This is a genomic window from Vulcaniibacterium gelatinicum (assembly GCF_008033445.1).
Classification (GTDB): Bacteria; Pseudomonadota; Gammaproteobacteria; order Xanthomonadales; family Xanthomonadaceae; genus Vulcaniibacterium_B; species Vulcaniibacterium_B gelatinicum.
In genome coordinates this window covers 75432-98601 of the sequence record NZ_VNKO01000001.1, presented here as the reverse complement: position 1 = coordinate 98601, position 23170 = coordinate 75432, and the positions used below count along the sequence as shown (strand labels likewise).

The window sequence follows — 23170 nt, the reverse complement described above, 5'->3', positions numbered from 1 at the left end:
CGCCTGAGCCGTGACGGATTTCTCATCTCGCATCGTTCCGGTTGCAGGTGGTTCTGGCCGGGGTTCCGGGCAGGAACGTGACAGGGGGCCGGGGGGATGCCGGTCGACGCAGGGTGTCGGACAGGCGGCGATGGAGACGCTGCCAGGGAATGGAGTGAAATGGATCGGGGAGTGCATACCAGGGAGTGGGGCGTGACGGCCGCGGTGGAGACATTGCCGGCCGGCATGTCGTCCGGAGGCGACTGCGCAGCCCGTGGTGCCATGCGCAACACGGCTGCCAGCCGGACACGTCACAAGCGGCTCGCGTGCGTGGGCATCGCCCTGCTTTGCGCAGGGCTGGTGTCCTGCGCCACACCCCAGCCGCCGGATCCGCGCGGGCGCTGGCGCCCCGTCAACCGTCTCGCGGAGACGCCGTCCCCGATCCCGCTGGTTGACCGTTACGTCTTCCATGCCTCGCCCGTGGACGGGACCCTGCGCAACCTGCTCGCACGCTGGGCCGCAGATTCCGGCATGTCGCTGGCGTACGAGCATGCCTACGACTACACGCTGCATCAGGCGGCGGCGCGGGTCAGCACCACCGACCTGCAAGCGGCCGCCGACCAACTCACGCAGGCCTATGCGGCACAAGGGTTGTCGGTGACGGTGCAGGGCAACCGGATCGTGGTCCGCACGGCGCCCGTGGCGGCTGCGGCGGGGGCGCCCAGCGCAGGCGCCGGCAGGGAACGCTGAACGGAGTGCCCGGATGAAGATCTTCAAATCGTCCTCCGCGCCCGGGATCGAAGGTGCCGTCGCCAGGGCTGTCGATTACGAGCTCACCATCGCCGACATCGCCAGGCGGAGCGAGCGGCGTGCCTGGTGGGTGGCGGCCACGGCGGTCGCGCTCTCGATGGTGCTTGCGGCCGGCTACGTCGCGCTCCTGCCGCTGAAGGAGCGCATCCCCTATCTCGTCATGGCGGACGCCTACACGGGCACCGCTTCGGTCGCCAGGCTGCAGGAGGATTTCCGGCATCACCGCATCACCGTCAGCGAGGCGATCAACCGCAGCAACGTCGCCCATTTCATCACTGCGCGCGAGTCATACGACCTGGAATTGCAGCAGCTGCGGGACTGGATGACGGTCTACACCATGTCGTCGCCGGAGGTCGCATCCGGCTACACGACGTTGCATGCCCGCAACAATCCGCAGGCCCCCTACAACCTCTATCCGGGCAAGGCGATCCGGGTGCGTCTGCTGAGCATCACTCTGCATGGCGGGGACGGCAGGAAATCCACGCCAACCGGGGCCACGGTCCGGTTCCAGCGATTCCTCTACGACAAGGCGTCCGGCGTCTCGCGACCGCTGGACAGCAAGATCGCCACTCTGGCTTTCACCTACAAATCGAACTTGAAGATGAGCGAGGAGCAGCGCATCGCCAATCCGCTCGGGTTCCAGGTGACCAGCTATCGGGTGGACAACGACTATGCCGCGTCTCCGCCGCTCGAAACGTTCACGGCGGAGGCGAGGCCGGAGGTGCCGGGTGCAGGCATGGCCGCGCCCGATGTGCCGGCGATGCCGGCTGCCACGGAAGAGGCGGGCCGCTGATGTCGCGCAGGATCTTGGGACTTTTCCTGATGACGGCCGCCGTCATCGCCATGGCCGTCGCGCAGCCGGCATCGGCGCAAGTCGTGGACGAGTACGAGTACAAGGACGGCCGCGTGTACGTGGTGCGCACCGGGCTCGGGCTCACCACCCAGATCGAACTGGATCCGACCGACGAAGTGCGCGACTACAGCACGGGGTTCAGCAACGGCTGGGAACTGATCCGCCGCGATCACGTGTTCTACCTCAAGCCGAAGAACGTGGATGTGGATACCAACCTGCTGGTACGCACCGAGCGGCGTTCCTACATCTTCGAGCTGAAAGTGGTGGCGACCGACTGGATCGCGCTCGAGCAGGCGCGGCAGGCGGGGGTGCAGTACAAGGTGTCGTTCCGATATCCGCAGGACCAGGCGCCCGTCGCTGCGGCCGGGGGCGGGCAGGCCGGCCGCACCAGGCTGGCGCGCGGCCGTGTCTACCATTTCGACTACGAATACGCCACCCGGACCAGGAAGAAGTGGCTGGTTCCGGTCAACGTGTACGACGACGGCAAGTTCACCTATGTGCGGGTGACCGAGCTTGCCGCTTCCCCGACCGGGAACTTCCCCGCCGTCTTCGCCCGCCACCGCGAGGACGGCGAGGATTTCGTGGTCAACACCACGGTCGAAGGCAGCACCATCGTCATTCATGGCACGTATCCCTACCTCGTCATCCGTCATGGGAATGACGTGGTCGGCCTGCGCAGGAACGCGTCGCGATGAGCACGAAACGGATTTCAGGCCATGGCGAGCGGGTCGAGGACTCCGCCGCGTCGGTGGCACCCGCCCCGGAAGGTCAGACCGGCAACCCCTACTTCGATACGGGCAGGCACGGAGCGGTCCAGTCCGGGCCGGAAGCGGCGGCCGCGGGGCCGGACCTGGATGCCGCCGCGCCCGCCCTCCGGTCCGACGAGGGACCGCGGCTGGACCGCAAGGCACTGGTGTTCCTGGGCGGCATCCTGCTGTTGATCGCGGTCATGGCCCTGCTGGTGTTCAAGGGCACTGGCGCCCGCGAGGATGGCGGGCGGACCATGCGCGAGGAGACGGTCGTCGTCCCCGAGCTGGAGACGCAAGCCCCCTTGCCGCAGGCGCCCCAATCGCGGACGACCGGAGAGCAGACCGACGCGGTTGCGGTGCCGCTGGCGGCCGAGCCTGCGCCGCCGCTGCCGCCTCTGCCCGCCCAGCAGGCATTGCCGCCGTCCGCTTCGTTCGAGCCGATGCCGGCCCCCACGCGGGTTCCCTCGCTGCGCGAACGGCGCATGGGGCTGGTGGCACCCGATGCTGCTGCGCCGGGCGGCGGGCCCGGGGCCAACGACCTCTACGCGCAGGCGATGCTGGCCGGTCTGCAGGCTGCACAAGGCGGTGCGCCGGCGCCGGCCGCCCCCGCCGAACCGGTCACGGCCGCGCGATCGCTGCTGAATCCGGATGCGCTGCTCGCGCGCGGCACCTATCTGCGCTGCATCCTCGAAACGCGCATCGTCACCGATGTCGCCGGCTACACCTCGTGCGTCGTCACCGAGCCCGTCTATTCGGTCAACGGCCGCCAACTGCTGGTGCCGAAGGGATCGAAGGTGCTCGGAAAGTATCAGGGCGAGCCCGAAGGCCCCAGGATCGCCGTGCTCTGGGACCGGATCATCACGCCCAACGGCCTGGACATCACGATGGCCAGCCCGGGCGTGGACAACCTCGGTGGAGCCGGGCATCCGGGGTACTACGACGCCCATTGGGGCAGCCGCATGGGGGCGGCGTTGCTGATCAGCCTGATCAGTGATGCCTTCAAGTACGCCGCCGCCGAGGAAGGGCCGCGCAACACCACCATCACCAACGGCGTCGTGACCCAGACTCCGTTCGAGAGCAATACCGCCCGCACCATGGAGCGGCTGGCGCAACAGGCCTTGCAACGGGCCGCCAACCGGCCGGCCACGGTCACCATCCACCAGGGCACCATGCTCAACGTGTACGTCGCCCGCGACGTGGACTTCTCCGGCGTGCTGGGGCGCTGACGGCCATGCTGCTCGACCACACCCCACTGGCTTCGCTGTCGTCGGATTTCCTCGAGTACCAGTACGAGGCGCTCGGGATCCGCGGGCTGATCCAGTCCCCGGACGTCACCGAGATCTGCATGAACCGGCCGGGAGAGCTGTACGTCGAGACGCGCGAGGGGTGGCGGCGGATCGAGGCGCCAGAACTCACCTTCGACCGCGCGCGCCAGTTCTGCACCGCGGTGGTCAACGAAAGCAGGACCGGGCAGCGGATCACCGACGTCGAACCCATGGTCTCGTTGACTTTCCCCACCGGGCAGCGCGCGCAGTTCGTGATCCCACCGGCGTGCGAGGCGGGGACGGTATCCATCACCATCCGCCTGCCGGCGCGCCAGGGCAGGACGCTGGAGCAGTATGCGCAGGAGGGCTTCTTCGACCGCCTGTGCGAGCACCGGGAGGACATCTCCGAGCACGACCGGGAACTGCAGGCCCTGTGCCAATCCGGCGATTACGGCCAGTTCTTCCGGAAGGCGGTGCTGTACCGCAAGAACATCGTCGTCTCCGGCGCAACCGGCAGCGGCAAGACCACCTTCATGAAAGCGCTGGTCAGCCACATCCCGGACGGGGAGCGCCTGATCACCATCGAGGATGCCCGCGAGCTCTTCCTCCGGCAGCCCAACGTCGTGCATCTGCTCTATCCCAAGGGGGGACAGAGCGCGAGCAACGTCACCGCGAAGAGCTGCATGGAGGCCTGCCTGCGAATGAAGCCGGACCGGATCATCCTGGCCGAGCTGCGCGGCGACGAATCGTTCTATTTCATCCGTAACTGCGCCTCGGGGCATCCGGGGTCCATCACCAGTTGCCACGCCGGCAGCACGGCCCAGACCTGGGACCAGATGGCGTTGATGGTGAAGGCCTCTCCGGAAGGCGCAGGTCTCGAGTTCGCCGTGATCAAGCGCCTGCTGATGATGACGATAGACGTCGTCGTCCACCTCGAGGCTCACGCCGGCAGGCGCTACATCACCGGCATCGATTTCGACCCGGGCCGCGTGCTGTCGGCATAGGAACGGGAGCAGGGAGAAGGGAAGCGACGCTCATGTTGCCAGGGACGGAATTGTTGGCCTGCCATGACCTCGCAGTTCCACGCGAGGTGATGGAGCACGTGGTCCGGGTCGAATCCTCGTTCAACCCCTATGCGATCGGGGTGGTCGGCGGCCGGCTGGCGCGACAGCCGCGGAGCCTGCCGGAAGCGGTGGCGACCGCACGCATGCTGGAGCGCAAGGGGTACAACTTCTCGCTCGGGCTGGCACAGGTGAACCGGCACAACCTGGCCCGCTATGGACTGAATTCGTATGCGCGCGCGTTCGAACCCTGCCCGAACCTGCGGGCCGGGGCGCGCATCCTCGCCGAATGCCACCAGCGCGCCGGCGGCCATTGGGGCAAGGCGTTCAGCTGCTACTACTCCGGCGACTTCGTGACCGGGTACCGCCACGGCTACGTGCAGAAGATCTTCGCTTCCATGCGCCGGCCGGGCGGCCCGGCCGGCACGCGGGCGGACGCGGTCGCCCTTGGGATCGGGCGCACCACGGAAGTGGTGGCCGGCCGCGTGGATGCCGCGCCGGTAGACGTGCCCGCCGCAACTCCTCCCGCCATCACGCGCGCGCAGGCGCGCATCGCCCGGTCTGCTGCCGGGGATGCCGCGGCCGTCGCGTTCACCGGCTCCGGCGAGCCTGCGATCGGCATCGCGATCCCGACCGCGTCGGCGGCCGGGGCGGCCGATCCGTCGGCCCCGTCGCCACAGGCGCGGGCACTGGCCGCGGAGTCCGCCGCCCCGACACGACGGGCGGACGCGGCCTTCGTGTTCTGAGCCTTCCCGATGCATTTCCTCTCGATTCACCCCAACCACACAAGGAGGTCACGATGAAGTTCACCGCAATCCCGTCCCGCCAGGGGGTTCGCAGGCTGGCGGCCACGGCCATGGCCACGATCGCCGCGTTCACCGCAATGGCCGCCGCGGCCCAGGATTTCGCCGGGACGGACGAGAAGATCTGCGGCTTCTTCGACAACGTCAATGGCCTGCTGAACCTGGCGTCCATCGCGGTCGTCACCATCGCGGTGATCTTCGCCGGTTACCAGATCGCCTTCGCCCACAAGCGGATCTCGGACGTGGCGCCGATCCTGATCGGAGGCCTGCTGATCGGCGCGGCCAGCCAGATCGCCAAGATGCTGATCGGCGACACTGGCGAGAGCTGCGTGGCGATGGTGAACGGCCTCCTGCCCGTGGTCTATGCGTAAGGATGTCCTGTTCCGCGGCTGCACGCGGCCGGCGATGTTCCTTGGCGTGCCCTATGTGCCGTTCTTCCTCGGCGCCGGGGGATGCCTGTTGCTGGCGATGTACCTGAACCTGCTGCTGCTCGGCCTGATTCCGGTCGTCATCTTCGTCATGCGGCAGATGGCGCGACGCGACGAGATGATCTTCAGGCTGCTCGGGTTGCGCTGGCAGTTCAGGGTAAAGGTGCGCGACCTGCGCCGTCATGCCGGGCTGTGGGCGTTCTCGCCGAACGAATACCGGCCGCGGCCCGCGCCGCGGAGCTGAACGTCCGTCCCCCCGGCCGCCTCGTGGAGGCGTTCCGGCGGGCTACTCCCCTTCCATCCGGATCCGCGTCCGATGTTTACCCCAGACACTTCGATCGGCGAATTCGTCCCGCTGTCCACCCATGTCTCCCCGTCCGTGATCAAGACCCGCGGGGGGGACTACCTGCTGGTCTGGCGGCTGGACGGGCTGCCGTTCGTCGGGCGCGAGGAGTGGGAGATCGAACACCGGCACCACACGTTCAACCGGCTGTTGCAGAGCCTGCGGGCGCCGGATTTCGTCAACGTGGCCTTCTGGGTCCACGACGTCCGCCGGCGCCGCCGGTTGCAGGAACGCAGCCGCTTCACCCAGCCGTTCAACCAGTCGCTGTCCGACGCCTATTTCTCGGCGTTGTCGGGCCAGCGGCTGATGCAGAACGAGCTGTACCTGACCATGATCTACCGGCCGGTGGTGGCCGGGCGGCGCTTCGTGGAGCGGACAGCCGATGTCTCCCGGCTGAAGGCCGAGCAGGAGCAGGCCGTCGCGAAGCTGATGGAGCTGGCCGGCAACGTCGAGGCGGTCCTGAAGGACTATGCGCCCTGCCGCCTGCGCATGTACGTGGCCGGCAACGGGGTGACGTTCTCGGAGGCGCTCGAGTTCTTCGGCTACCTGATCAACCGGACGGACGAGCCGGTGCCGGTGCTGGACGCGTCCATCCATGCCTATCTGCCGGTCAGCCGCCACCTGTTCTCCGCCCGTACGGGGGATTTCGTGATCGGCGTTCCCGGCGTCGGCAACCAGTTCGGCGCGATCCTCAACATCAAGGAATATCCGGACGGCACCTGGCCCGGGATCCTCAATGGCCTGAAGTACCTGGACTTCGAGTATGTGCTCACGCACTCGTTCAGCCCGATGGGGCGGCAGGACGCGTTGAAGGTGCTCGACCGGACCAAGGGCATGATGATCTCCTCCGGCGACAAGGCCGTGAGCCAGATCGTCGAGCTCGACCATGCGATGGACCAGCTCGCGTCCGGAAACTTCGTCCTCGGCGAGTACCACTGCACGCTCGCCTTGTATGCGGAGACGCAGGAGCGGCTCGCGCAGCAGATTGCGGCGGCGCGTGCGGAGCTGTCCAACGCCGGGTTCGTCTCGGCCAAGGAGGATCTCGCAGTCGCCTCCTCCTTCTACGCGCAATTGCCGGCCAACTGGCGCTACCGGACGCGCCTGGCGAACGTCAGCTCGCTCAATTTCCTCGGCCTGTCCCCGCTGCACAACTTCGCCACCGGCAAGAAGAACAACAACCCGTGGGGCGAGTGCATCACCGTGCTGCAGACGCCGAACGGGCAGCCGTACTACTTCAATTTCCATGCCACGCATCCGGCGGAGAATTCCCTCGGCGAGAAGGCGATCGGCAACACCATGGTCATCGGCAAGTCCGGGACGGGCAAGACAGCGCTCATCAATTTCCTGTTGAGCCAGGCCCAGAAGCTGGATCCGGTACCGACGATCTTCTTCTTCGACAAGGACCGCGGCGCCGAGATCTTCGTCCGCGCCTGTGGCGGCAGCTACCTCGCCCTCGAGAACGGCAGGCCGACCGGGTTCAATCCGTTCCAGTGCGAGCGCAGCGAGGCCAACGTCCAGTTCCTGGCCGATCTGGTCAAGGTCCTGGCCGGCAAGGAGGCCTACACCGCGCGCGAGGACGAGGACATCTTCCGCGCCGTGGAGAGCATGCTCGACACGCCGCCGCACCTGCGCACCATGACCAACCTGCGCATGAGCTTCCCCAACATGGGGGACGACGGGCTGTTCGCCAGGCTGCGCAAGTGGACGGCGGGCAACTCGCTCGGCTGGGTGTTCGACAATCCGGTGGACACCCTGGACCTGGAGCGGGCGCCGATCGTCGGCTGCGACTACACCGACATGATCGACAACGCCGAGGTCAGGGTGCCGGTGATCAAGTACCTGCTGCACCGGCTGGAGGCGATGATTGATGGCCGGCCGCTGATCTACGTGATGGACGAGTTCTGGAAGATCCTGGATGGCGGCGGCGGGCTGAAGGAGTTCGCCAAGAACAAGCAGAAGACGATCCGGAAGCAGAACGGCCTCGGGATTTTCGCGACCCAGAGCCCGGAGGACGCGCTGCGCAGCGACATCGCCGCCGCCCTGATCGAGCAGACCGCGACCATGGTGCTGCTGCCGAATCCGAACGCCAGCCGCGAGGATTACGTGGACGGCCTCAAGCTGACGGAGGCCGAGTTCATGGTGGTGAAGGGGCTGGACGAGCGTTCGCGCTGCTTCCTGGTCAAGCAGGGCCACGGATCCACCGTGTGCCAGCTCAACCTGCGCGGGCTGGACGACCATCTCGCAGTGATCTCGGCTTCCACGGACAACATCGAGATCCTGCACCGGGTGCTCGATGAACGTGCCGCCGAGCTCGGGGTCGCAGTGGACGAGCTGCGGCCGGAGCAGTGGCTGGAGGCCTTCTACGCGCGACGGAAGGGATCCGGCAAGACCCAGGCCCGCAGCGGCCGCCCGCTCGCCGCCGCCTGATTCCCGACACGGCGGCCACGGCAGCCCACAGACGACACGGAGGTTGGTGATGGAAATCCTGCGGATCGGATTCCGGCATGGGGGCGGACTCCTTGCCCTCGCGCTGCTGGCGATCGTCCTTGGCCTGGGCGCCTTTCCCACCACGGGGCGCGCGGGCGCCATGGCCGTGGTCGAAATCGGCCCGAACTTCCTGCAGAGCCTGCTGAACCAGATCAACACCTACACGCAGCGCTATCAGGATGCCGCGGAGTACGCGCTGCAGGCGCAGCGCTGGTACCAGACCTACCAGCACATGAGGCAGCAGCTGATCCGCCTGCAGGGCATCGTCACCTCGCTGCAATCGAAGGAGCTGGTGCTGGAGGAGCGGGACGAGTCCCACGGGGTCGAAGCCTGTGGCGGTGCCGGTTCGCCGTTCGGTGCGATCCTCGGTTGGCTGCAGATTGACCTCGATGGCGAAGTCGTGTCCCAGCAGAAGGAGGTCTGCCGCCTGATCGTGGTGGCCAGGAACCGCCAATACAACATGACGATCAAGACCCTGCGGAAGCTGCAGGATCTGCAATCGCAGTGGCAGCAGATCGAGCAACGCCGGCAGGCGAGCAACGAGCAGGGCAACGTGGCGGCCAACGACAACGACGCGCTCCGGTTCATGTCTGGCATGCAACAGGAACTGCACTACTGGGAGGCGACGATGAACGCCTACGACAGCTACATCCGCCTGCTCAACGCCGAGCAGGCCAGGCTCGCCGAATCGGCCATGCGCGGCAAGCGCGCAGTGTTCGGCGCGGTGGTGCAGGGGGCCGCGTTGCGCACGGCACTGAAGGCGGCGCGGCGGCGCGAACGCTGAGCGCAGGCCGCCAGGAAGCAACCACATGTGGATCCCCTTCGACACGATCGCCGACCTGTCGCTTCCAGCGGCGTGGAACCCCCTGCTGCCGAAAGCCGGGTTACTGAGCGATGCCAGCAATCTGTACTTTTTCCGCGAGATCTTCTCCTTCCTCAGCGACGAACTCGACGAGTTCCGCGACCATCTGCTGGGACGAAGCATGGCGGCGGCGGGCGGACTGGCGCTGGTGCTGATGACGCTGTGGATCTTCGTCCAGGGGTACCGCATCGTCACCGGGCGGTCGCGCGAACCGATGATGCAGTTCGTGACCCAGTCCCTGCGCGCCACGCTGATCGTCTCGGTGGCCACGACCTTTGCGCTGGGCGGGACCTCGTTGTCTCGATTCCTCACCGACGATCTCAACCGGGCCGTCACCAAGGTGGTCACCGGCAAGGACGAGAACGCCTATGACCGGATAGACCGCAGCCTCGGCTACATGCAGCTGGCGATGTCGAGCATAGACGCGCTGCATACCGGCGAAGACCCGGCGGTCCAGGGCGCCAAGGACCGCAACCTGTGGTTCACCGGCATCGGCATCGCCGGGCCGGCGATCACCGGCGGCGCGATGCTGCTGCTGAACAAGATCGCGATGGCACTGATCGTGGGGCTCGGGCCCTTGTTCGTCCTCTGCCTGCTGTTCGACCAGACCAAACAGCTGTTCCATCGGTGGTTGTGGTACGGAATCGGGACGCTGTTTTCGCTGGCGCTGCTCAGCGTGATGGTGGCGCTGGCGCTCGATGCGGTGCTGGCGGTGGCGGCGGCGTTCTGGACCGGCAAGTTCTTCGGCGCCAGCACCGAGGGCATCAACAGCCTGGCGCTGCAACAGGGCGGGCTCGGACTGATCCTGACGGTGCTCATCGTCAGTGCGCCCCCGATGGCGGCGAGCTTCTTCCAGGGCACGCTCGGCGCGTTCGCGCCGTACATGGGGTCCAATGACGGCGGGCTGGCAGCCTCGCGCGGACAATCCCGCTACCAGGGGCATCCGGGCTGGGGGTATCCAGGGCAGGGCGGGTACCCGCTCGCCGCGGCTTCGCAACCGGCGCGGGAAACAGCACCGATGTCATGGTTTGCAGGCAGCTACGCGGCCGCGGCACCGCAGGCTCAGGACGACATCAAGCGGCAGCCGGGTCCGCCTTCAGCTGGCTGAGGTCATACGGTTCGGGCCGCGATGACCAGCGCATGAGTCGGATGGTCGTGATGGCAACGAGGTGAAGGCTTCGCTCGCGCCGTCATGATCCTGGATTTGCATGCGCTGGCGTATGGCGGGCAGGCTCGGGTGGAATCGGCCGAGCCGGTAGAATTGCCGGTCCATCCCCCCTGATCCTCCCGATGAACCGCCCTTCCTCCCTCGACCGCGACCAGCTGCTGGCCTGTGCCCGCGGCGAGCTGTTCGGGCCCGGCAACGCGCGTTTGCCGGCGCCGCCGATGCTGATGTTCGACCGCATCACCCACATCTCCACCGAAGGCGGGGCCTACGGCAAGGGCATGATCCGCGCCGAGCTCGATATCCGGCCGGACCTGTGGTTCTTCCAGTGCCACTTCGAGGGCGATCCGGTGATGCCGGGGTGCCTGGGGCTGGATGCGATGTGGCAGCTGTGCGGGTTCTACCTGCCGTGGCTGGGCGAGCCGGGGCGCGGGCGTGCGCTGGGGGTGGGCGAGGTGAAGTTCACCGGGCAGGTGCTGCCGGATGCGCGGCTGGTGTCTTACGAGATTGACATCCGCCGGGTGATGCGCGGGCGGTTGGCGCTGGTGTTCGGCGACGGGCGCACGCTGGTGGACGGGCGCGAGATCTACACCGCAAAGGACCTGCGCGTGGGGCTGTTCGCCTCGACCGAAGGGTTCTGACATGCGCCGGGTCGTCGTGACTGGAATGGGCATCGTGTCCTGCCTGGGCAACGATGCGGACAGTGTGTCGGCCGCCCTGCGCGCGCAGCGTGCGGGCATCCGCCACATTCCCGAATATGCGGAGCTCGGCCTGCGCAGCCAGGTGGCTGGCGTGCCGGACATTGACCTGGAGGCGCGCATAGACCGCAAGCTGCGCCGCTTCATGGGCGATGCGGCGGCGTACGCCTACGTGGCGATGCAGGACGCGATCGCCGACGCGGGGCTGGATCCGGCGCTGGTGCATGCGCCGCGCACGGGCGTGATCGCGGGATCGGGCGGCGGTTCTGCGCACTGGCAGATCGAGACCGGCGACCTGCTGCGCGCGCGCGGCGTGCGCAAGGTGGGGCCGTACATGGTGCCGCGCACGATGTGCTCGACGGTGTCGGCCTCGCTCGCCACCGCGTTCGGCATCCGCGGCGTGAGTTATTCGATCTCGGCGGCGTGCGCGACCTCGGCGCACTGCATCGGCGCGGCGGCGGACCTGATCCGGCATGGCGCGCAGGACATCGTCTTCGCCGGCGGCGGCGAGGAGGTGCACTGGGGCATGACCGCGCAATTCGACGCGATGGGCGCGCTGTCCACGCACCACAACGACGATCCGGCGCGCGCCTCGCGGCCGTACGACGTGGGCCGCGACGGGTTCGTGATCGCCGGCGGCGGCGGGATGCTGGTGCTGGAGGATTACGCGCATGCGCGGGCGCGCGGTGCGCGGATCCACGCCGAGCTGGTGGGCTACGGCGTGACCTCGGACGGCGCGGACATGGTGGCGCCGTCGGGCGAGGGGGCAGTGCGCTGCATGCGCATGGCGCTGGAGCATGTGTCCGCGCCGGTGGACTACCTCAATACCCACGGCACCTCCACGCCGCTCGGCGACATCGTCGAGCTGGAGGCGGTGCGCGAGGCGTTCGGCGGTGCGGTGCCGCCGCTGTCCTCGACCAAGGCGCTGAGCGGGCATTCGCTCGGCGCGGCCAGCGTGCACGAGGCGATCTACTGCCTGCTGATGCTGCGTGACGGGTTCCTGGCCGGTTCGGCCAACATCGCCGAGCTCGATCCGCGCGCGGAGGCCTTCCCGATCCTGCGCGCGAGCGTGGAGCGCCGCGTGGACACGGTGATGTCCAACAGCTTCGGTTTCGGCGGCACCAACGCGAGCCTGGTGTTCGCGCGGGTGTGAGGCCCGCGCTTACGGCACCAGCGTGGTGAGCCTGCCCTGGGCGACGACCGGGCCGGTCGGCAGGCCGGTCGGCGAGCCGCCCGGGGGTTCGAGCGAGACGGCCATCACCGTGGCGGTCTGCAGGTGCATGCGCAACGGGCGCGGGATTTCGATCGCGTGCACGCGCCCGGGATCCGGCAGGCCGAGCGAGCGCGGCACGCCGTCGCCGGCGATCACCCACAGCTCGGCCACCTTGCCGGCGGGCACCGCGGCGTCGGGACGCGGCATGAGCAGGATGGTGCAGGCGTCCTCGTCCACGGCCGCGACATAGGCCGGCACGCCGCCTTCGCGGACGACGGTGGCCAGCCAGCGCACCGGGTGCGGCAGGTTCGCGCCGGCGACGGGCACGCCCGGTTCCGCCGGCGGCGCGAACAGCGGGCCGCGCAGGCCGACCAGCGCGACCAGGCTGGCCGCGGTCGCGGCCAGGCCGGCGAACGCCATGCCGCGCCAGAACGGCAGCCGCTGCCACAGCGGCGTGCGGCGCGCGCCGGCATCGCCCAGGCCCAGGCGGGCGCGGATGCGTGCCCACATCCACAACGGCGGGGCGACCTCCGCGGCCTCGTCGAGCATCGGCGCCAGGCGTTCCCGCCACGCGGCGACGGCGCGGGCGAGTGCGGCTTCGCGTGGCAGGCGCGCCTCGAGTTCGCGGCGGGCGGCATCGTCCAGCACGCCGAGTGCGTACTCCGCGGCGAGCAGCTCGTCGCCTTCCGGTTCGGGCGGCAGCGGGGGCGAGGGCATGCTCATCGTTCCAGGCAGCTCCGGAGCTGTTGCAGGCCGCGACGGATCCAGCTTTTCACGGTGCCGATCGGCGTGCCGGAGCGTTGCGCGAGTTCCTCGTAGGTGGCACCTTCGAAGAAGGCGACGCGGATCAGGGTGCGCCGGCGCGCTTCCAGCTGCTCCAGGCACATCGCCAGGCGCCGCTGGGTGCCGGCCTGCTCGGCCAGGGCCTGCGCGGCCGCGCCACCGTCACCGGGATCCTCGATCAGATCGAGCGGCACGCTCTGGCGTGCGGTGCGTTCGGCGCGCAGGCGGTCTATGGCCTTGTTGTGCGCGATCATCGCCAGCCACGAGATCGGGCTGGCGATGCGCGCGTCGTACTGTGCGGCCTTGCGCCAGATCGTGGCGTACACCTCCTGCAGCACGTCCTCGGCCTGGTCGCGTTCGCGCAGCAGGTGCAGGCAGATCCCGAACAGCTTGGCGGACGTGGCGTGGTAGAGGCGCTCGAACGCGCCCTGGTCGCCGCCGGCGACCTCGCCGAGCAGGCGTTCCAGTCCCTGTCGGTCCATGGTCTGCGCGGATGCCGCATCCGCCATGCAGGGTGCTCCGGGGGAGAAATTCCACGCCCATGTTAGCCCCGTGGCGAACGGCATGGGGGCACCGGAAGCCCGGGAGCGGATGAGCGCGTTCACGCCCGCAGATACGTACGCACCCGGTCGAGGGATGCGCGCGGGAGCGGCGCGTCAGCGGCCGGTCAGCAGATCGGCGGTGGCGTCCGGCTGCTTCATCCACGTGTAGTGGTCGGCCGGCGTGCCGGGGGCGGCCTCGTCCAGCGGCAGGATCGTGGCCGGGGCCTGCGGCATCTTGCCGAGCAGTGCGCGCAGCGAGGAGCCCGGCGCCAGCCAGTCGTGCGTCATCAGCACCGCGCGGACCGGCACCGTGACCGTGGACAGCGCGGATTCGAGATTCGCGGCGAGCCCCGCCGCGGCATAGCGGCCGGTGAAGCCGCAGCGCGTCCAGTCCCGGATCAGGCCGCGCGCCTCCTCGCCGCCGAAGCCGATCCGCCGCCCCGGCAGCTTGCCGATGAGCTCGGTGATCCCGCGCAGCACGCCGTACGCGGCCGGCAGCCACCAGCGCGTGCGCCACGGGAACGCGCGCCAGTACGGCACGCCGCTGGCGACCAGCCACAGCGCGTCCGCGCTTCCGGGCGCGAGTGCCGCGCGGCAGCAGGCGAGCTGGCCGCCGAGGCTGTGGCCGCCGGCGATGCGCGGCAGGCCGGGCGTGGCGTGCGCGATGGCGGCTTCCGCGGCAGGCAGGTCGAGCGTGAGCAGTTCGCGGTAGCCCCAGTCGCGCCCGCGCCCGGCGCGCACGCTGCTGCTGCCGATGCCGCGCCAGTCGTGCACGAACACGGCGATGCCGCGCGCGGCCAGCGCCTCGGCGAAGGGCAGGAAGTGGCGCGCGGCGATGCCCATGCCGGGCAGCCACAGCAGGCTCGCGCCGGGCGAGGCAGGCAGGCGCGCCTGCAGCATCCAGCGATGGCCGTCGTCGGCGACGACCGGGACTTCGCGTGCAGCCACGTTCATGACGCGGCGCCGAAGTGGTCCAGCACGACGATCGGCGAGCGGCCGGGCCGGTAGCCCAGGCGCAGCGCGCGGTGCACGTAGTCGGAGGCCGCGCTGCAGGCGTCGGCGAGCGCATCGCCCAGGCACAGCCGCGCGGCGATCGCCGAGGCCAGGGTGCAGCCGGTGCCGTGCGCCTCCAGGGCGAGGCGCGGATGGCGGATCTCGCGCGTGGTGGCGGCGTCGGCGAAGACATCGGCGACGCTGTCGCCCGCGGTGAGGTGGCCGCCCTTGAGCAGCACCGCACGCGCGCCGCGTTGGCGCAGGCGTGCGCAGGCGGCGTGCATCGCCGCGACGTCGGGGATCGGCGCGCCCAGCAGCGCCTCCGCCTCCGGCAGGTTGGGCGTGACCACGCTGGCCAGCGGCAGCAGCCGGCCGCGCAGCGCCTCCAGTGCGTCATCGGCCAGCAGCCGCGCACCGGAGGTGGCGATCATCACCGGGTCGAGCACGACGTGCGCGGGGCGGTAGGTCTCGAGCGCGTCGGCCACGGCGTGGATCACCTCGGCGGTGGCCAGCATGCCGAGCTTGACCGCACGCACGTCGAAGTCGTCGAAGCAGGCGGCGATCTGCGCGCGCAGGAAGCCGGTGTCCGGCACGTGCACTGCGGTCACCGCGCGGGTATGCTGCGCGGTCAGTGCGGCGATCGCCGACAGTCCGTGCACGCGGTGCGCGGCGAAGGTCTTCAGGTCGGCCTGGATGCCGGCCCCGCCGCCGGAATCGGAGCCGGCGATGGTGAGGGCCGAAGGGGGGCGGATATGGCTCATGGCGACAGTGTGCCTCCCGGCCCGCGCCACAGGCGATAGGCGACATAGGCCAGCCCGGTGCCGCCGGTGAGCGCGGCGGGAAGGTAGAGCGTGCGGTAGGCGAACACGGGGAACAGCAGCGCGCCCAGCACCCCGCCGAGCGCGAAGCCGCCGATGATCAGCAGGCACAGGGTGAGGCGGCGGCGATCCGCCGGCATCCCGCGCAGCCGGTGGCCGAGGAACACGCCGAGGTCGGTGAACATCCCGGTCAGGTGCGAAGTGCGCACCAGCGTGCCGCTGTAGGTGGCGGTCATCGCGTTCTGCAGTCCGCAGGCCATCGCCGCCAGCGCCGCACCGGCGATCTGCTGGCGCTCGAACAGCGGCACCGCGGCGAACAGCAGCGCCGCCTCGATCGCGAGCGCCACGCCGTAGCGCCGGCCGAGGCGCAGGGTGCTGTCCTGGATGATCACGCCGCTGAGCACCGCGCCGCCGACGAACGCGGCGATCAGCAGGAGCAGGTGCGCGGCGAGTCCGCCCTGGCCCTGCGCGAGCGCGGCGCCGAGCAGGGTGGTGGTGCCGGTGAGGTGGGTGACCGCCTGGTGCTCGAAACCGAGGAACCCGACCACGTTCACCATGCCGGCCACCACCGCCAGGCTGGCCGCGCCCACCCAGACCCAAGCCGGCAGCCGCGAGATCATGCGAGCCGCGTTACAGCACTTCCGAGGCGAAATCCGCCAGCCGCGAACGCTCGCCGCGGCGCAGGGTGATGTGCGCGCTGTGGTTCCAGGCCTTGAAACGGTCCACGGCGTAGGTCAGGCCGGAGGTGGTCTCGGTCAGGTACGGCGTGTCGATCTGCTCGACGTTGCCCAGGCACACGATCTTGGTGCCGGGGCCGGCGCGCGTGACCAGGGTCTTCATCTGCTTCGGCGTGAGGTTCTGCGCCTCGTCCAGGATCAGCCAGCGGTTGAGGAAGGTGCGCCCGCGCATGAAGTTGAGCGAGCGGATCTTGATCCGCGAGGCGAGCAGGTCGTTGGTCGCCGCGCGCCCCCAGCTGCCGCCTTCCTGGTTGTGGGTGAGCACTTCCAGGTTGTCGGTGAGCGCGCCCATCCACGGCGTCATCTTCTCCTCCTCGGTGCCGGGGAGGAAGCCGATGTCCTCGCCGACGCTGACCGTGGCGCGGGTCATGATGATCTCGCGGTAGCGCTGCTGGTCCATGGTCTGCGCCAGGCCGGCAGCGAGCGCGAGCAGGGTCTTGCCGGTGCCGGCGGTGCCGAGCAGGGTGACGAAATCCACCTCCGGGTCCATCAGCGCGTTGAGCGCGAAGTTCTGTTCGCGGTTGCGCGCGATGATGCCCCACACCGCGTGCTGCGAATGGCGGTAGTCGTCCACGATCTGCAGCACCGCGCGGCCGTCGGCCACGCGCGCGACCTTGAGCTCGGTCTCCTCGTCGCCGGGCAGGTACAGGAACTGGTTCGGGAACCATGCCTCGTCCTCGCGCAGCGTCACTTCGTAGTAGGTGCGGCCCTTCTCGGTCCAGGACTTGAGGTCCTTGCCGTGGCGCTGCCAGAAGTCCTCCGGCAGTTGGGTCGCGCCGGTGTAGAGCAGGCTGAAGTCGTCGAGGGCGCGGTCGTTCTCGTAGTCCTCCGACAGGATCCCGGCGATCGAGGCCTTGATCCGCAGGTTGATGTCCTTGGACACGAACACCACCGGGATCGCCGGCTCCTCCTCCTTCAGGGCCAGGATCGCGCACAGGATCGCATTGTCCGGCACCACCGCGCCGAAGTGCTTGTTGGCGTCGAAGTGCCCGGTCTGGAAGCGCAGCCGGCCGATGCTCTGCGGGCCGCGCAGCTGCAGGCCCTGCGGGCGGGTCAGGGTCAGGCCGGAGCCGATCCGGTCGGCGCCCTGGGCCTCGATCAGCTCGTTGATGAAGCGGCTGACCTGGCGCGCGTTGCGGCTCGCCTCCGAGGTGCCCTTCTTGGCATTGTCGAGTTCCTCGATCACCTGCATCGGCAGGAACACGTCGTGTTCCTCGAACTTGAACAGCGCCGTGGGGTCGTGCATCAGCACGTTGGTGTCGAGGACGTAGATGCGCTTGCTACGCGTCATGCGGCGGGTTCCGGACGGACGAAGGCGGGCCACCGCGGCCCGCGGGGCGGGGCGGTGGGGCGGGAGGGAAGACGATGGCGGTCACTGCGATGGGCCGGTGCCTGCCTGCGCGGCCTTGAGGGCGTCGAGCACGGCCTCGGCGTGGCCGGGGACCTTGACCCCGCGCCAGGCCTGGACCACGCGGTGCTGCGGATCGATCAGGAACGTGCTGCGCTCCACGCCCACGTACTCGCGGCCGTAGAGCTTCTTCGGCTTGATCACGTCGAAGGCCTGGCACAGCGTGCCGTCGGCGTCGCTCACCAGCTCGAACCGGAACCCCTGTTTCGCGCAGAAGTTCTGGTGGCTCTTGAGCGAATCGCGCGACACCCCGAGCACCTCGGCACCGCGCTTGCGGAACCGGGGCAGCAGGGCATTGAAGTCGAGCCCCTCGGCGGTGCAGCCGGGAGTGTTGTCCTTCGGGTAGAAGTACAGCACCAGCCAGCGGCCGGCGTATTCGGCGAGGGTGGCGGTACTGCCGCCGGAAAGCGCGAGCGGCAGGGACAGGACGGTCTTCGACAGCGGCTTGCCGGCTTGCACCATCGTCAGAACTTCATCGGATCCATGATCGCGTCGAGGTTCAGGTGGTCGCAGAACTCGAGGAAGTCGTCGCGCAGCGAGGCGATGTGCATGTCGGCCGGGATCCCGATGGTGATCTGGGCCGAGAACATGTCGGCGCCGGTCTGCATCGCGCGGTAGCGCGAGCAGTGCAGGTTCTCGATCGTGATGCCCTGGCGGTCGAAGAAGTCGGCGAGCTGGAACAGGATGCCGGGCTTGTCGGCCGCGACCACCTCGACGATGTACGGCAGCAGGTTGGACTGCACCTGCTTGGGGCCGGTGCGGTACCAGACCAGCTTCAGGCCTTCCTCGCGCTCGAGCTTGCCGAGCATGGTCTCGAGCTTGGCCACCGCGTCCCAGGAGCCGGTGGCGAGCGCGATCACCGACACGTCGCGGCCGACCGTGCTCAGGCGCGCGTCCACCAGGTTGCAACCGCTGTCGGCGATGCGCCGGGTCACCGCCAGCAGCGGCGACTGCGGATGCGTGGTGTAGGCGTTGATGAGCAGGTAGTTCTCGTTCGGCTGGGGCCGGGGCGCGGAGTCGGTCAAGGCGGCGCTTCGTGCGTGAGGGGGACGATGGCCGGAAGGGTGTCCGGGCGGGCACGTGCAGCAGCATACTTGCCGCTGCTTTCATGCCGCAAGTAAGATCGCCGGCGCCGCCGCGGTGTGCCGCCGGCCGCGCCTCCCGCCTTCCCGCCCTCCACGTCGCGCAAGGGTTCCCGCGTGCATCTTCACGGCAGCATCACTGCGCTGGCCACCCCCTTCGACGCCGCCGGCGCGCTCGACCTGGACGCGTGGCAGCGGCTGCTCGAAGCCCAGCTTGCGGCCGGCACCCAGGGCCTGGTGGTGGCCGGCTCGACCGGCGAGGCCGCCGCACTGTACGAACCGGAATACGATGCGCTGCTGCGCACTGCGGTGGAAACCGTCGCCGGCCGCGTTCCGGTCCTGGCCGGCACCGGCGGCTCGAACACCGCCAAGACCATCGAGCAGACCCGTCGTGCCGCTGCGCTCGGCGCCGACGCGGCGCTGGTGGTGACCCCGCCCTACGTGCGCCCCACCCAGGCCGGCCTGCTCGCGCACTACCGCGCCATCGCCGACGACGATGCGCTGCCGGTCGTGCTCTACAACGTCCCGGGGCGCACCGGTTGCGACCTGCTGCCGGAGACGGTGGCCGAACTGACGACACACCCGTGCATCATCGGCATCAAGGAAGCGCGCAGCGAGCCCGAGCGCATGCAGGCGCTGGTGGCGCTGCGCAGCCAGGACTTCGTGGTGCTCAGCGGCGACGACCCCACCGCGTGCCGGGCGATGCTCGCCGGCGCCGACGGCGTGGTGTCGGTGGCCTCGAACGTGCTGCCGCGCGCCTTCCGCCGTCTGTGCGACCTGGCGCGCGCCGGCGAGCGCGCGCAGGCCGAGGCGCTCGATGCGAAGATGCAGGAGGCCTATCACCTGCTCGGCATCGAGCCGAACCCCATTCCGGTCAAGGCCCTGCTGGCGCGGTTCGGCATCGGCCATGGCCTGCGCCTGCCGTTGCTGCCGTTGTCGGCGCAGCATGCGGCGTTGCTCGCGCGCGTCGCCGACGACATCCTTGCCCTCGAACGTTCGTTGAGCGAAGCGGCGGCCTGACCGCCAGGAGACCGACTGCCATGCCTGCCACTCCCTCCATGTTCCGCCTTGTCGTGCTGGCCGTGCTCGCGCTGGCCGTGGCCACCGGCTGCAGCTGGTTCCGTCGCGGCAAGGACCCGTACGCGATGAGCCCGGAGAGCCGCCCGCTCGAGGTGCCGCCGGATCTCGACCTGCCGCGCACCGACGGCGCGATGCGCCTGCCGCCTGCGGCCCAGGCGACGGCCTCCGCGCCGGCCGCGGCCAGCACCGGCTTCACGGTGAGCGGCAGCCGCGACGAGGTGTTCCAGCGCGTGGGCGAGGCGCTGGCCGGGATCGAGGGCGTGACCATCGCCAGCGGCGCGCAGCTGCTCGGCGCCTACGATCTGAGCTACCAGGGCGCGAACTTCCTGGTCCGCGTGAGCGCGGCCGAGGGCGGCGTCTATGTGTCGGCGGTGGATCCGCGCGGCCTGCCGGCCACCGGCGAGGCGCCGGTGCGGCTGATGGCGGCACTGAAGGCCGCGCTGGGCGGGAACTGACGATTCCGGCCGGCCATCCCGCCGGCCCGGGCGCCGGGCGGCTCAGCGCTCCAGCAGCGCGAGCTTGCCCGGCTTGCCTTCCCACTCCTTGGCGTCAGGCAACGGCTCCTTGCGCGCAGTGATCACCGGCCAGGCCTTGGCCAGTTCGGCGTTCAGGGCGATGAACTGCTCCTGCCCGGCGGGGACGTCGTCCTCCGGATAGATCGCGTTGACCGGGCACTCCGGTTCGCACAGCGTGCAGTCGATGCACTCGTCCGGATCGATCACCAGGAAGTTCGGCCCTTCGTGGAAACAGTCCACCGGGCACACCTCGACGCAATCGGTGTACTTGCACTTGATGCAGTTCTCGGTGACGACGAAGGGCATGGCGGCGCTCTGCGAACGACGGGGCGTTGGCTAGTTTACGGCGCAGAAAAAACCCGCGCATCGCTGCGCGGGTTTTTTGCGGGACGTCCGCGGCCGGGCCGCGGATGTCGAAGATGGCGCTCCCTACGGGATTCGAACCCGTGTTTTAGCCTTGAGAGGGCCACGTCCTAGGCCTCTAGACGAAGGGAGCGGAGAGGGTGTGCGCCACCGGATCCGTCGGTGGCCGCTGCGGCAGGGCCGCGAGCGGTGCACAAGGCTTGCTAGTATATGCGGCTATCCCGCCGCAGGCAATGCGGCGCACCGTGTCTCCCAGCCGCGGCACAGTCCGCCCCCGATGCCGACCCAGACCGACCCGACCCGCGCCGGCGCGCGCGACCTACAGGTGATCCCGCGCGAGGCCCACCCGATCTCGCGCAGGGACATCAGTCCCAACGCCCTGCGGGTGCTGTACCGGCTGCGCGACGCCGGCTTCGGTGCCTACCTGGTCGGCGGCGCGGTGCGGGACCTGCTGCTCGGCGGGCATCCGAAGGATTTCGACGTGGCCACCGACGCCACGCCCGAGCAGGTTCGCGGCCTGTTCCGCAACTGCCGCCTGATCGGGCGGCGCTTCCGTCTCGCGCACGTGGTGTTCGGGCGCGAGATCGTCGAGGTGGCCACCTTCCGCGCCAGCTCCGACGACGGCAGCGGGGAGCGCGAGATGCACGAGGGCGGGCGCCTGCTGCGCGACAACGTGTACGGCACGATCGAGGAGGACGCGGTGCGCCGCGACTTCACCGCGAACGCGCTGTACTACGCGATCGAGGACTTCTCGGTGCGCGACTACGTCGGCGGCTTCGCCGACATCCAGGCGCGGGTGCTGCGCCTGATCGGCGACCCCGAGCGCCGCTACCGCGAGGATCCGGTGCGGATGCTGCGCGCGGTGCGGCTCGCGGCCAAGCTCGGCTTCACCATCGACCCGCCCACGGCCGAACCGATCCCGCAGCTGGCGCCGCTGCTGCGCGAGGTGTCGTCGGCGCGGCTGTTCGACGAGTCGCTGAAGCTGTTCCTCTCCGGCCATGCGGTGGCGAGCTTCGAGGGTTTGGAGCGCCACGGCCTGCTGCCGGCGCTGCTGCCCGAGACGGCGGCGGCGATGCGGGCCAACCGCAGCGGGGCGCTGCGGCGCATGGTGCTGGCCGGCCTGCGCGACACCGACGCGCGCGTGGCCGCGGACGAGCCGGTGTCGCCGGGCTTCCTGTTCGCGCTGCTGCTGTGGCCGGCCTACTGCCGCGCGCTGATGCAGCTGCAGGCGCAGGGCATGCACACCGCCGAGGCGCAGCGGCGCGCGGCCGACCGGGTGACGGTGCATCTGCTGGAGACGATCGCGCTGCCGCGCCGTTTCTCGCTGCCGATGCAGGAGATCTGGCTGCTGCAGTCGCGGTTCTCGCAGCGCAAGCGGGTCGGGCGGTTCCTGGCCCATCCGCGCTTCCGCGCCGCCTACGACTTCCTGGTGCTGCGCCAGGCCGCGTCCGACGAGCACGCCGAGGACGTGGCGTTCTGGGCCGAGGTGCTGAAGCACCCGCACGAGCCTGTGCCGCCGCCGCTGCCGCTGGACGAGGACGGCGAACCGGCGCCGCCGCGCCGGCGCAGGCGCCGCCGTCGCGGAGGCGCCCCGGCCGAAGCGCCGGCAGCGGGTGCACCGGCGGCGGACGCCGAATAGACGATGGCCGTGACCGCCGCGATCGGCCTGGGCGCCAACCTCGGCGATGCCGCGGCGACCGTGCGTGCGGCGATCGCCGCGCTCGCGGACCTGCCGGACACCGAGCTGCTCGCGGCCTCGCGCCTGTACCGCACGCCCGCCTGGGGCGAGACCGCGCAACCGGATTTCATCAACGCCGCGGCACTGCTGCGCACCGGACTGGAGGCGCGCGCGCTGCTGCAGGCGCTGCTGGCGATCGAGCGCCGCCACGGCCGCGAACGCTCCGCGGCCACGCGCTGGGGCGCGCGCACGCTCGATCTCGATCTGCTGCTCTATGGCGATGCCGTGATCGCCGAGGCGGGCCTGCACGTGCCGCATCCGCACCTGCACGAGCGCGCCTTCGCCCTGGTGCCGCTGCTGGAGATCGCGCCGGAGATCGCCATCCCGGGCGTCGGGCCGGCGCGCGAGGCGCTGGCGCGGCTGCCCGCCGAGGGCATCGAGGCGTTAGGCTAGGA

26 protein-coding genes and 1 tRNA gene are annotated in these 23170 nt (G+C 69.7%); 17 read left to right on the top strand and 10 right to left on the bottom strand.

Going from position 1 to position 23170, the window contains the following annotated elements:
• Positions 1-192: 192 nt before the first annotated feature.
• The 13 genes from FPV26_RS00480 (at position 193) to fabB (ending at position 12656) form a co-directional block, all read left to right on the top strand.
• Positions 193-729, top strand: coding sequence for a TcpQ domain-containing protein (locus FPV26_RS00480; RefSeq protein WP_246109160.1), 537 nt, complete (start codon positions 193-195; stop codon positions 727-729).
• Positions 730-742: 13 nt separating this feature from the next.
• Positions 743-1582 (top strand): VirB8 family type IV secretion system protein, encoded by an 840-nt coding sequence (locus FPV26_RS00475; protein ID WP_147651398.1) that lies wholly within the window; start codon positions 743-745, stop codon positions 1580-1582.
• A gap of 29 nt (positions 1583-1611) precedes the next feature.
• Positions 1612-2337: a TrbG/VirB9 family P-type conjugative transfer protein gene (locus FPV26_RS00470; protein WP_425473026.1), complete on the top strand. Its 726-nt coding sequence runs from the start codon at positions 1612-1614 to the stop codon at positions 2335-2337.
• A complete protein-coding gene (locus tag FPV26_RS00465) occupies positions 2334-3617 on the top strand; it encodes a TrbI/VirB10 family protein (RefSeq protein WP_147651394.1) in 1284 nt (427 codons plus the stop codon). The genes FPV26_RS00470 and FPV26_RS00465 overlap by 4 nt, the downstream gene beginning before the upstream one ends.
• On the top strand, positions 3614-4660 hold the full coding sequence (virB11, locus tag FPV26_RS00460) for a P-type DNA transfer ATPase VirB11 (protein WP_181952529.1): 1047 nt from the start codon (positions 3614-3616) through the stop codon (positions 4658-4660). The genes FPV26_RS00465 and virB11 overlap by 4 nt, the downstream gene beginning before the upstream one ends.
• Positions 4661-4692: 32 nt before the next feature.
• Positions 4693-5463 carry a lytic transglycosylase domain-containing protein gene (locus tag FPV26_RS00455; protein ID WP_147651389.1) on the top strand — a complete coding sequence of 257 codons (771 nt, stop codon included), beginning with the start codon at positions 4693-4695 and terminating at the stop codon, positions 5461-5463.
• 53 nt (positions 5464-5516) lie between these two features.
• Positions 5517-5891: a TrbC/VirB2 family protein gene (locus FPV26_RS00450; protein ID WP_147651387.1), complete on the top strand. Its 375-nt coding sequence runs from the start codon at positions 5517-5519 to the stop codon at positions 5889-5891.
• On the top strand, positions 5884-6192 hold the full coding sequence (locus FPV26_RS00445; RefSeq protein ID WP_147651385.1) for a VirB3 family type IV secretion system protein: 309 nt from the start codon (positions 5884-5886) through the stop codon (positions 6190-6192). The genes FPV26_RS00450 and FPV26_RS00445 overlap by 8 nt, the downstream gene beginning before the upstream one ends.
• A gap of 72 nt (positions 6193-6264) precedes the next feature.
• Positions 6265-8718, top strand: a complete 2454-nt coding sequence (locus FPV26_RS00440) for a VirB4 family type IV secretion/conjugal transfer ATPase (protein WP_147651383.1) — start codon at positions 6265-6267, stop codon at positions 8716-8718.
• Positions 8719-8767: 49 nt separating this feature from the next.
• The gene (locus tag FPV26_RS00435; protein ID WP_147651381.1) at positions 8768-9562 is read left to right on the top strand and encodes a hypothetical protein; all 795 of its coding nucleotides are present in this window, start codon (positions 8768-8770) and stop codon (positions 9560-9562) included.
• 25 nt (positions 9563-9587) lie between these two features.
• Entirely contained in the window at positions 9588-10748 is a 1161-nt protein-coding gene (locus FPV26_RS00430) for a TrbL/VirB6 family protein (RefSeq protein ID WP_147651379.1), read from the top strand.
• Positions 10749-10930: 182 nt separating this feature from the next.
• Positions 10931-11446 carry a 3-hydroxyacyl-[acyl-carrier-protein] dehydratase FabA gene (fabA, locus tag FPV26_RS00425; RefSeq protein ID WP_147651377.1) on the top strand — a complete coding sequence of 172 codons (516 nt, stop codon included), beginning with the start codon at positions 10931-10933 and terminating at the stop codon, positions 11444-11446.
• A gap of 1 nt (position 11447) precedes the next feature.
• Positions 11448-12656: a beta-ketoacyl-ACP synthase I gene (gene fabB / locus FPV26_RS00420; RefSeq protein ID WP_147651375.1), complete on the top strand. Its 1209-nt coding sequence runs from the start codon at positions 11448-11450 to the stop codon at positions 12654-12656.
• A gap of 9 nt (positions 12657-12665) precedes the next feature.
• Here fabB and FPV26_RS00415 read toward each other — a convergent pair whose 3' ends face one another.
• The 8 genes from FPV26_RS00415 to FPV26_RS00380 form a co-directional block, all read right to left on the bottom strand.
• Entirely contained in the window at positions 12666-13433 is a 768-nt protein-coding gene (locus tag FPV26_RS00415) for an anti-sigma factor (RefSeq protein WP_181952518.1), read from the bottom strand.
• Between the two features lie 2 nt (positions 13434-13435).
• Positions 13436-14008 carry a sigma-70 family RNA polymerase sigma factor gene (locus tag FPV26_RS00410; protein ID WP_147651370.1) on the bottom strand — a complete coding sequence of 191 codons (573 nt, stop codon included), beginning with the start codon at positions 14006-14008 and terminating at the stop codon, positions 13436-13438.
• A 147-nt stretch (positions 14009-14155) separates the two neighbouring features.
• A complete protein-coding gene (locus FPV26_RS00405) occupies positions 14156-14995 on the bottom strand; it encodes an alpha/beta hydrolase family protein (protein ID WP_147651368.1) in 840 nt (279 codons plus the stop codon).
• On the bottom strand, positions 14992-15795 hold the full coding sequence (thiD, locus tag FPV26_RS00400) for a bifunctional hydroxymethylpyrimidine kinase/phosphomethylpyrimidine kinase (RefSeq protein WP_147651366.1): 804 nt from the start codon (positions 15793-15795) through the stop codon (positions 14992-14994). The genes FPV26_RS00405 and thiD overlap by 4 nt, the downstream gene beginning before the upstream one ends.
• Positions 15792-16472 carry a YoaK family protein gene (locus FPV26_RS00395; RefSeq protein WP_147651364.1) on the bottom strand — a complete coding sequence of 227 codons (681 nt, stop codon included), beginning with the start codon at positions 16470-16472 and terminating at the stop codon, positions 15792-15794. The genes thiD and FPV26_RS00395 overlap by 4 nt, the downstream gene beginning before the upstream one ends.
• A 10-nt stretch (positions 16473-16482) precedes the next feature.
• Positions 16483-17880, bottom strand: a complete 1398-nt coding sequence (locus tag FPV26_RS00390; RefSeq protein ID WP_147651362.1) for a PhoH family protein — start codon at positions 17878-17880, stop codon at positions 16483-16485.
• Between the two features lie 81 nt (positions 17881-17961).
• Positions 17962-18459 (bottom strand): peroxiredoxin, encoded by a 498-nt coding sequence (locus FPV26_RS00385; protein ID WP_147651359.1) that lies wholly within the window; start codon positions 18457-18459, stop codon positions 17962-17964.
• Positions 18460-18461: 2 nt separating this feature from the next.
• On the bottom strand, positions 18462-19022 hold the full coding sequence (locus tag FPV26_RS00380) for a glycine cleavage system transcriptional repressor (RefSeq protein WP_147651357.1): 561 nt from the start codon (positions 19020-19022) through the stop codon (positions 18462-18464).
• A gap of 174 nt (positions 19023-19196) precedes the next feature.
• On the opposite strand from FPV26_RS00380, the gene dapA reads away from it, so the two are divergent.
• Both dapA and FPV26_RS00370 read left to right on the top strand, forming a co-directional pair.
• On the top strand, positions 19197-20099 hold the full coding sequence (gene dapA / locus FPV26_RS00375; RefSeq protein ID WP_147651356.1) for a 4-hydroxy-tetrahydrodipicolinate synthase: 903 nt from the start codon (positions 19197-19199) through the stop codon (positions 20097-20099).
• Positions 20100-20119: 20 nt separating this feature from the next.
• The gene (locus tag FPV26_RS00370; RefSeq protein ID WP_147651354.1) at positions 20120-20614 is read left to right on the top strand and encodes a hypothetical protein; all 495 of its coding nucleotides are present in this window, start codon (positions 20120-20122) and stop codon (positions 20612-20614) included.
• A gap of 42 nt (positions 20615-20656) precedes the next feature.
• Here FPV26_RS00370 and fdxA read toward each other — a convergent pair whose 3' ends face one another.
• Together fdxA and FPV26_RS00360 are read right to left on the bottom strand one after the other, a co-directional pair.
• A complete protein-coding gene (gene fdxA, locus FPV26_RS00365; RefSeq protein WP_147651351.1) occupies positions 20657-20980 on the bottom strand; it encodes a ferredoxin FdxA in 324 nt (107 codons plus the stop codon).
• Between the two features lie 114 nt (positions 20981-21094).
• Positions 21095-21170 (bottom strand) — tRNA-Glu (locus tag FPV26_RS00360).
• Positions 21171-21314: 144 nt separating this feature from the next.
• Here FPV26_RS00360 and pcnB point away from each other — a divergent pair.
• Both pcnB and folK read left to right on the top strand, forming a co-directional pair.
• On the top strand, positions 21315-22676 hold the full coding sequence (gene pcnB / locus FPV26_RS00355) for a polynucleotide adenylyltransferase PcnB (protein WP_147651349.1): 1362 nt from the start codon (positions 21315-21317) through the stop codon (positions 22674-22676).
• Positions 22677-22679: 3 nt separating this feature from the next.
• Positions 22680-23168: a 2-amino-4-hydroxy-6-hydroxymethyldihydropteridine diphosphokinase gene (gene folK, locus FPV26_RS00350; protein ID WP_147651347.1), complete on the top strand. Its 489-nt coding sequence runs from the start codon at positions 22680-22682 to the stop codon at positions 23166-23168.
• Positions 23169-23170: the final 2 nt, after the last annotated feature.